Origin of the sequence: Halorhodospira neutriphila, assembly GCF_016584055.1 — a bacterium.
GTDB classification, from domain to species: Bacteria; Pseudomonadota; Gammaproteobacteria; order Nitrococcales; family Halorhodospiraceae; genus Halorhodospira; species Halorhodospira neutriphila.
In genome coordinates, this window is sequence record NZ_NRSH01000099.1 from 1 (window position 1) to 8,576 (window position 8,576).

Here is an 8,576-nt window from a genome sequence, read left to right on the forward strand (position 1 = left end):
ACCCGAGAGCCGCGCTGCCCCTCTTTCTCCGTCCCCAAGGCCTGCAGTAGCAGTCCCGCCTCGCTTTCCCCGACGATGAGAGAAACCCCGGGCATTCGGCGGACTTGGGCGGCCAGAGGCCGCAGACCACAGGGAGGGAGCGCTGTTGAGGTGCGCGGAGAGCGCAGAACCCACGCAAAGCCAAGAGCGGGCGGGGCCAGAGGCCTTCCCCGTTACCTATCGCCTGCTGGCCTCGTGCGCTAGCAAGCCGGTGACGACCATCCAGTCGCGGGCAGCCGCCGACCCCTCATTCCCGAGGCCTGCCGGCCGCCGCCGGCCCAGCCCTACAGGGCGCCCCGAGCTGCTGTTCGACCCCCACAAGGTGCGCGCCTGGCTCGCCCGGGAAGTCGAGCGCGGGCGCCTCGATCCGGCGGTGCTCGGGCGCTTCGATTGGCTCTGGCGGCACGCTGGCCTCCTGAGGGGATAACCGAGGAATCAGAACAAGTCGCTGACGCCTCGACGACCCCAACTGGCGAGGCGCCAGCGGGGCACACACGGATGTATCGCTACAGGCGATGCGAGAAGGAGTATGGGCATGGCAACGCAATCCGCTCATGAGGTCTCGGCGACACCCCCTGTGTACGAAGCCGCCATCCGGTACGCCGAGCTCGGTTGGCGCATCTTCCCGGTCCATCCGCCCGAGGCCTCCGTCAGCAGCCCGGGCAAGCAACCAGCGATCAACGGCTGGCGGGAGGCGGCCACGAGCGACCCCGACCGGATCGCCGGCGCGGGGTGGTTCGGCCCGAACAATATCGGGCTGGCCTGCGGCCCGGGCTCCGGGGTGCTTGTCCTGGACGTCGACGGCGACCCGGGGCAGCTCCTGCCCGAAGGGATCGACGTCCCGGCGACCGTCACGCAGAGGACCAGCCGGGGGCGCCACTACCTCTTCCGCTGGCCGGACGACAACGACAAGCTCGAAGGACTGCCCACCACGATCGCGGGCCTTTGGCCCGGCGTCGATCTACGCGGCGCTGGGGGGCTCATCGTACTAGCCCCTTCCCGACACCCTTCCGGCCATCAGTACCGGTGGCAAGAGGGGCGCGCCCCCGGGGAGATCGCGCTGGCCGAGTGTCCCGAGTGGCTAATCGAGACGGTGCGGCGCAAGAAGGGGAACCGGCGCCTCAGGCGGGAGCAGGAGGCCGCCAAGGCAGAGGTTGACCTGCCGATCAATCCGGCGCAGCTGCTCTCGGCATTGGACCACATCGATCCGGACGCCCTGGGCTACGACGACTGGCTCAGGATCATCATGGCCCTGCACCACGAGAGCGCCGGTAGCGATGAGGGGCTCTGGATCGCGGATCAATGGAGCCGGCGGGGGAAGCGATACGAGGCGGGCGAGGTCGAGCAGCGCTGGGGGGGCTTCGGCGAGCGCGAGCAGCCTACGACGCAGGACACCATCTTCTACTGGGCCGGGCGCGGCGGCTGGACCGGCGACTACCGCCAAGGCGAAGACTTGCTGCCTTGGGCCCGCCGCGAGCGCGCCCGCCGGTTCCTCGAAATGGGGCAGCACTACGGGGTGGTCGACCTCTCGGGCAAAACCCGCGTGGTCTACCGGAGCTGGGACGGGAACCGGGCCTGCTGGAGCACCGGCTTCATGGCCCGGTCCGACTTTGAGCACCTCAAGGCCAACGAGTTCGTGCCCCAAGAAACCCGGCGGGCCAACGGCGAGCTCGTCATTCGCCGGCAAGAGCTCGCCAAGGCGTGGCTCCACTCGCCGAAGCGTAAGACCTACGAGGGCGTCAAGCTCGAGCCGAGGCCGGGGATGATCGCCGGCGACAGGCGACTTCCTGACCCTGCGGACGAGCCGCACCTCAACCTCTACCAGGGGCTGACCATCACGCCGCGCCCCGGGGAATGCGCCAAGCTCCATCGCCATATCCGGGAGGTGGTCTGCCAGGGGCAGGCGGATGCCTACGAGTACCTGCTCAACTGGCTGGCGCGGATGTTCCAGTACCCGGACCTCCCCGGGGAGACGGTCCCCGTGCTGCAGAGCCGCCAGGGGGGCGGGAAGAACATCTTCATCGAGCCGCTAGTGAAGGCCTTCGGCGAGCACGGGGTGACCGTGTCCAGCTCTGAGGGCCTGGTCGGCCACTTCCAGGACCAGATCGCGCACGCCGTGCTGGTCTTCGCCAACGAGGCGCTCTGGGGCGGCGACAATAAGAAGGAGGGCCAGCTCAAGGCGCTGATCACCGACGAGACCCGCGAGGTGAACCGCAAGTTCGTCCCCCAGTACACCGTGCGCAACCACGTGCACCTGATCGTCGCCTCCAACGAGTCCTGGCCGGTGCCTACAGGTATCGAGGATCGGCGGTTCGTCTTCTACCGGCTCAGCGACGAGCGCATCGGCGATCGCGCCTACTTCAACGCGCTCAGCGCCGAGATCAACGCAGGCGGGATCGAGGCCTTTGTCCACGAGCTGCTCGAGCGGGATGTTAGCGACTTCCACCCGGGGGACCGGCCCAAGGACGTCGGCGATACGCGCATCACCGCAGTGCTCAAGAGCGAGGACTCGTGGATGCGATGGTGGTACGCCTGCCTGAACGAAGGAGGCATCCAATCCCGTATCCCCCCCGGCTGCCTCTTGGACCACGCTAACCACGGCGCCCCCAACGGGAAGCCGAACAGCTGGCGCGACGGTGATATCGTGATCTCGAAAGCGATGTTACGCAGCTCCTACCGGGAGTGGGCGCGCCAGCGCGGCGAGAGGCTTGAGGAGGCCGAGTTATCGCACTTCCTCCGGAAGGTCTGCGGCGCCGTGAAGAGCTGCCGCGTCCGCGACCAGATAGAAGAGAAGCGGACACAGTGCTTCACCCTACCCTCGCTCCCCGAGTGCCGCGCTCTGCTCGAGCATTACCTGGGCCAGAAAATCGACTGGGACGAGGAGACGGATGAGGGGGCGAGAGAGGACGTCGCCCAATCACCAACCCCCGTTGAGGAACTCCAGGAGGCTATTCGTGGGGAGATCGCGAAGGACAAGGCGATCGAAGGGGCGGCCAAAGAGGCAGCCAAGAAGGCGATAAAGGAGACAATGCGGGGGAAATGATGCGCGGTGGTGAGGCCGGCAAGCGGTCTCCGGCCCCACGCCGAGACGGACCCTGCCCGAGGAGTGTGGTCAGGGTGGCCAGGGCAGAGGCCAGCCTGGCCACCCGAGGGGGAGCAGGTAACCCCCTATTTTATAAGCCCTGGTCAGGGCGGCCAGGGTGGTCAAGGGAAGTCCCTATCCTTTCTATAGCCGACGGCGTAGACCCCAGAGGGGGCATGAGTGCCCTTCTTGCCTAACGGCGCTACCTAAGGTTCTCTCTGGATCAAAAAGACCCTGACCACCCTGACCGGCCTGACCAAGCCCCGCATGGCGAGCCCTCCAGCTGGTCAGGGGGTCGAGCACGGCCCTGGCCACCCTGGCCTCCCCCTGGCGGGTTACGACAATGGTGCCCCCCTGGTTACCCCCAAACGGCGAGACCTCACATCAGCGCGTTGCGAAACGTCGCTTTGCGCAGCACGTGACGGACTGGACGATGGCAGAGCTTACCGGCCGACGCTGCCCATCGAGGCGCTATCGCCGAGCTGCTTGCTGTGGGTTGAGGGCTTCGCCTGGCACAAGACCCGACGACCGGATCGGCTGATGCAGCGGCTCGATCAGCTGATCAGCGCCCCTGCGCTCCCGCCCCCGGGGCTCAGGGCCTGGTCCATGCCCCGGAGAACCACCTCAACGTCATCCTCAGTGCGCCGTGCCCGGAGCCGATCGAGCTGCCCGTCAACGATCGGCGGATTCCCTTGACGAATCTCAACCCTTCCCGCAGAGTGGTCTTTGCGTAGGCGAGGGGCCGACCGCGGATCTTGCCACCCTCCCCGGGTCGACCCCTCGCCACGTGATCTTAAGAGCGTGTAGCCGCGCTGATAAGGCCTACCGGGCGCCCATGCCGCACTGCCTCCGCAACCGCTGCCCCTAAAACCGCCTCAAGGCTATGGCCTCTCGAGGCCGCACGCCCTATACGCCGCCTAGGCGCCCATCGAGAGACGGCACTCTACGCGCTGGCGCCGCAGGGGCCCTCCCTCTCCCCATTGCCACCCCTTCCCGGCCCCAGTGCCGGGCTTTTTAATCGCTGCTCCGCTCCGCTGACGGAGGGCCAGGGTGCAACCCGCGGCTCCGGACACGTAGAGTGCCCGTCTCTTATCGTAGGATAGGACCCGCAATACGCCACCGGGCACAAGGACACACCGGACAGGGGGGAGAGTGCACATGACGGACGCTGAGCGCACGCCCGATGGGCGCCGCTGGCTGCTGGCGGCCTCCGCCGCCGCCCTCGCCGCCGTGGCGACGGCCTTCTTCGCCGAGTACGCCGCCGGGCTCGAGCCGTGCTCGCTGTGCTGGCTCCAGCGGCTGCTCATAGGCGGCGTCCTGCTCGCGGCCCTGGCGGGGGCGGCGCTGTGGCCGCGGGGCCGCTGGGCCCTCGGCCTGCCCCTGCTCGCGCTCTGCGCCGGGGGGCTGGCTGCCGCCGGGCGCCACCTCTATATCCTGGCCAACCCCGGGCAGGCCGGCTGCGGGATGAGCCTCGGGGTGATGATCGACACCCTCCCCTGGTACGAGGCCCTGCAGGAGATCGTCCGCGGCGGCGGGCAGTGCACGGAGCCCGCCGTCTTCGCCGGCCTCCCCCTGCCCCTGTGGAGCCTGCTCGGCTTCGCGCTGCTGGCCGGCCTGGGCCTCCGGGCCGTGGCCCGCGGCTACTGAGCCCCGCTGACCCGGCGTAGGCGGATGCCGAGCTCCTGGAGCTGCGCCTCGCCGACCTCGGCCGGCGCCTCGGTGAGCAGGCAGGTCGCCGTCTGCGTCTTGGGGAAGGCCATGACCTCGCGGATGGAGTCGGCCCCGGCCATGAGCATCACCAGCCGGTCGAGGCCGAAGGCGATGCCGCCGTGGGGCGGGCAGCCGTACTGCAGGGCCTCGAGGAGGAAGCCGAACTTCGCCTGGGCCTGCTCCTCGTCGATGCCGAGCAGGCCGAAGACCGCCTGCTGCATGGCGGTATCGTGGATGCGCACCGAGCCGCCGCCGAGCTCAACGCCGTTGAGCACCACGTCGTAGGCCCGCGAGAGCAGCGCCTCGGGGTCCTCGTCGCGCAGGGCCGCCGGGTCCGCGGCCCGCGGCGCGGTGAAGGGGTGGTGCAGCGAGTAGAGCCGGCCGTCCTGCTCGTCGTACTCGAACATCGGGAAGTCGACGACCCACAGCGGGCGCCAGCCCGGCTCGACCATGTCGAGATCGTGGCCGAGGTGCACGCGCAGGGTGCCGAGCGCGGCGTTGACGACGCCGGCCTTGTCGGCGCCGAAGAAGATCAGGTCGCCGACCTCGGCGCCGGTGCGCTCGAGGATGCCGGTGACCGCCTCCTCGGTGAGGAACTTGACGATGGGCGACTGCAGCCCCTCGAGCCCCTGCCCCGGGTCGTTGACCTTGATGTAGGCCAGCCCCTTGGCGCCGTAGCGGCCGACGAGCTCGGTGTAGTCGTCGATCTGCTTGCGGGTCAGCGCCCCGCCGCCGGGCACGCGCAGGGCGGCCACGCGGCCGCGGGGGTCGTTGGCCGGCCCGGAGAAGACCTTGAAGTCGACGCCGGCGACCAGGTCGGCCACCTCGACGAGCTCCAGCGGGATGCGCAGGTCCGGCTTGTCGGAGCCGAAGCGGTCCAGGGCCTCGGCGTGGGAGATGCGCGGGAAGGGCTCGGCGAGCTCGGTGCCGAGGACCTCGCGGAAGAGCCGGCGCAGCATCCGCTCGGTCACCCCCATCACCGCCTCCTCGTCGACGAAGGCGGCCTCCATGTCGAGCTGCGTGAACTCCGGCTGCCGGTCGGCGCGCAGGTCCTCGTCGCGGAAGCAGCGCACGATCTGGTAGTAGCGGTCGAAGCCGGCCATCATCAGCAGCTGCTTGAACAGCTGCGGCGACTGCGGCAGGGCGAAGAAGCGCCCCGGGTGGGTGCGGCTCGGCACCAGGTAGTCGCGGGCCCCCTCGGGGGTGGCCCGCGTGAGCATCGGCGTCTCGATATCGAGGAAGCCCTCCTCCTCGAGCTGGCGGCGGATCGAGGAGGTCACCCGGGCGCGCAGCTGCAGGCGCTGCTGCATCTCCGGGCGGCGCAGGTCGAGGTAGCGGTAGCGCAGGCGCACGTCCTCGCCGGCGTGCTCGTGCTCCTCGAGCTGGAAGGGGGGCGTCTGCGCGGTGTTGAGCACCTCCACCGCGGTGCCGACCACCTCCACGGCCCCGGAGTGGAGATCGGGGTTGACCGTCCCCTCCGGACGGTGGCGCACGCGCCCGGTGACCCGCAGCACGTACTCCCCGCGGGCGCGATCGGCCGTCGCGAAGGCCGCCTCGTCCTCCGGGTTGAAGACCACCTGGACCAGCCCGGCGCGGTCGCGCAGATCGATAAAGATCACGCCGCCGTGGTCCCGGCGCCGGTGCACCCAGCCGCAGAGGGTTACCTCGGAGTCGAGCTGGCGCTCGCTGATCTCGCCGCAGTAGTGGCTACGCATGAGTAAAGGCCCTAGAACCGCTTCGCTGCACTCAAACCTAGCAATGTTAAGCACCCCCGGACGGGGGCGCAAGGCCGCACTCGCCGGGGGCGCCTACTGCGGCTCGAGGCCGAGGCTGGCGAGGACCTTCTCGCGCTCGGAGAGGTCGCCGACGATCCGGCGCACCGGCGCGGGGGCCTCCTTGACGAGCACCGGGGTGGCGAGGATGCGCTCCTGCTCGGCGAGATCGGGCTGCTCGAGGATGTCGGTCACCGCCACGCGGCACTCGCCGTCGAGCTCGCCGACGAGGTGGTCGAGGTTGCGCAGGGCGCGCTCGGCGGCGGGGGTGCGCCCGGCGATGTAGAGGCGCAGCACGAGCCCGCTCAAGCCGCGCCCTCGCCCGTCACCGCGCCGCGCTCGCCCACCGCGATCCCCTCGCCGGTGAGGAAGAACTCCTGGATCCGGTCGGCCGTCGGCAGGCCGCGCGCCTTGACCACCTCGAGCCGGCGGCTCAGCCGGCCGTCGCGCTCCTCGCGGCGGAGCTTGATCCAGACGTCGATGAGCGAGGAGATGTCCATGGTGCTGACGCCGTCGGCGTAGTCCGGCAGCAGCTCGGTGGCCAGGGCCGTCACCCCCTCGGACTTGAGCATGTAGAGCAGCCGCAGGAGCATCTCCTTGCCCTGGCGGTCCTCGTGGCGGTCGCCGAGGGCGCTCGCCGGGTCGAGGATCACCACGCTCGGGGCCAGGCGCCGGACGGCGCGCATGATGCGCAGCAGGTGCTCCTCCCAGCCGAGCTCCACGGCGAGCAGCGGCTCGAGGATCAGCCGCCCGGTGCCGCCCTCCCCGGCCAGGTGGCGCTGCAGCTCGAGGCCGACGCTGCGCTGGTTGCGCACCAGCTCCTCGGCCGCCTCCTCGAAGCTGAGGTAGAGCACCGTGCCCCCGTCGCGGCAGACGGCGTCGGCGAAGGCGGCGGCGAAGCTCGTCTTGCCGGTGCCGGACTGGCCCGAGACCATCACCGCCGAGCCGCGGTACGGCCCGCCGCCGCCGAGCATGGCGTCGAGCCCGGCGATGCCCGTGGCGTGGCGCGCCTCGGAGGAGCGCGTCTGCAGCCGCGTCCCGGTGACCGGGGCGAGGAAGACCCCGTCGGTGTCGAGCAGGAAGGGGAACTCGTTGGTGCCGTGGCTGCCGCCGCGGCGCTTGAGCACGCGCAGCAGGCGGGTCATCGTCCGGTGGCGCACCTCCTGGCGCAGGAGGATGACGCAGTCGGCGATGTAGTCCTCGAGCCCGTAGCGGGCGCTGAAGTCGGCGTGCTCGCCGGCGGTGAGGACGGTGGTCGTCTCGCGCTCGCGGATCCAGTCGAAGACCCGGCCGAGCTCCCGGCGCAGGCTCGCCTCGGCGCTGAAGCTCTCGTCGAGGCCGTCGACGGCGTCGAGCACCAGCCGCCGCCCCCCCACCTGCTCGAGGGCGTGGCCGATCCGGGCGAGCACCGCCGTCAGCTCGATCTCCGCGCCGGCGACGATATCCGCGCGGTTGGGGCGCATATCTAGCAGCCGCCCGCGGCCCTCGGCCAGGTACTCGCGCAGCGGGAAGCCGAGGGCCTCGGCGTGCTGGATCAGCGCCTCGGGCGGCTCGTCGAAGGTCACGAGCACCCCGGGCTCGCCCCCCGCCAGGCCCTGGCAGAAGAAGGTCAGGGCGAGAACCGTCTTGCCCGTGCCGGGGCCGCCGCGCAGCAGGGTGGGCCGCTCGGCGGGCAGGCCGCCGCCGAGGACGAAGTCGAGCCCCTCGATCCCTGTCGCGGTCACCGCCGGGGGGGCGGCTTCTGCGCCCTGCGCCGCGTACGCAGGCCTCTGCGGGGATGAACTGTCAGCGCTCATACCGCCCCCATTTTCCGCGCATTGAGCCTGTGGATTTTGAGCCGCCTCAATGTGCCAGAAACCGCCTCAGCGGTCCAATGCCGCGGTGGGCGGGCAGCGCGCCCCGTCCCCCTGGCAGGGCCGGCGGGCGCCGCCGCTGCCTCAGCTACCGGAGGCGGCGCTCTTGCCGGCCCTGCC

At 70.4% G+C, this 8,576-nt stretch carries 5 protein-coding genes; 2 read left to right on the forward strand and 3 right to left on the reverse strand.

The window, feature by feature from the left end; translation table 11 throughout:
* Window positions 1-616: 616 nt before the first annotated feature.
* Window positions 617-3,082: a bifunctional DNA primase/polymerase gene (locus tag CKO13_RS08870; RefSeq protein ID WP_200259700.1), complete on the forward strand. Its 2,466-nt coding sequence runs from the start codon at window positions 617-619 to the stop codon at window positions 3,080-3,082.
* Window positions 3,083-4,279: 1,197 nt separating this feature from the next.
* The gene (locus tag CKO13_RS08875; RefSeq protein ID WP_200259703.1) at window positions 4,280-4,768 is read left to right on the forward strand and encodes a disulfide bond formation protein B; all 489 of its coding nucleotides are present in this window, start codon (window positions 4,280-4,282) and stop codon (window positions 4,766-4,768) included.
* Here CKO13_RS08875 and aspS read toward each other — a convergent pair.
* From aspS to kaiC, 3 genes are all read right to left on the reverse strand, one after another.
* A complete protein-coding gene (gene aspS / locus CKO13_RS08880; protein WP_200259706.1) occupies window positions 4,762-6,546 on the reverse strand; it encodes an aspartate--tRNA ligase in 1,785 nt (594 codons plus the stop codon). The two genes, CKO13_RS08875 and aspS, sit on opposite strands and share 7 nt — an antisense overlap.
* Before the next feature lie 93 nt (window positions 6,547-6,639).
* Window positions 6,640-6,912 carry a circadian clock KaiB family protein gene (locus CKO13_RS08885; RefSeq protein ID WP_200259709.1) on the reverse strand — a complete coding sequence of 91 codons (273 nt, stop codon included), beginning with the start codon at window positions 6,910-6,912 and terminating at the stop codon, window positions 6,640-6,642.
* On the reverse strand, window positions 6,909-8,327 hold the full coding sequence (gene kaiC, locus CKO13_RS08890; protein ID WP_338034618.1) for a circadian clock protein KaiC: 1,419 nt from the start codon (window positions 8,325-8,327) through the stop codon (window positions 6,909-6,911). Before kaiC ends, CKO13_RS08885 begins: the two co-directional genes overlap by 4 nt.
* Window positions 8,328-8,576: the final 249 nt, after the last annotated feature.

What these genes read in the sequence shown, in the direction of transcription:
- CKO13_RS08875 (WP_200259703.1), top strand. Translation starts at nt 4,280, where the DNA reads ATGACGGACGCTGAGCGCACGCCCGATGGGCGCCGCTGGCTGCTGGCG.
- aspS (WP_200259706.1), bottom strand. Translation starts at nt 6,546, where the DNA reads ATGCGTAGCCACTACTGCGGCGAGATCAGCGAGCGCCAGCTCGACTCC.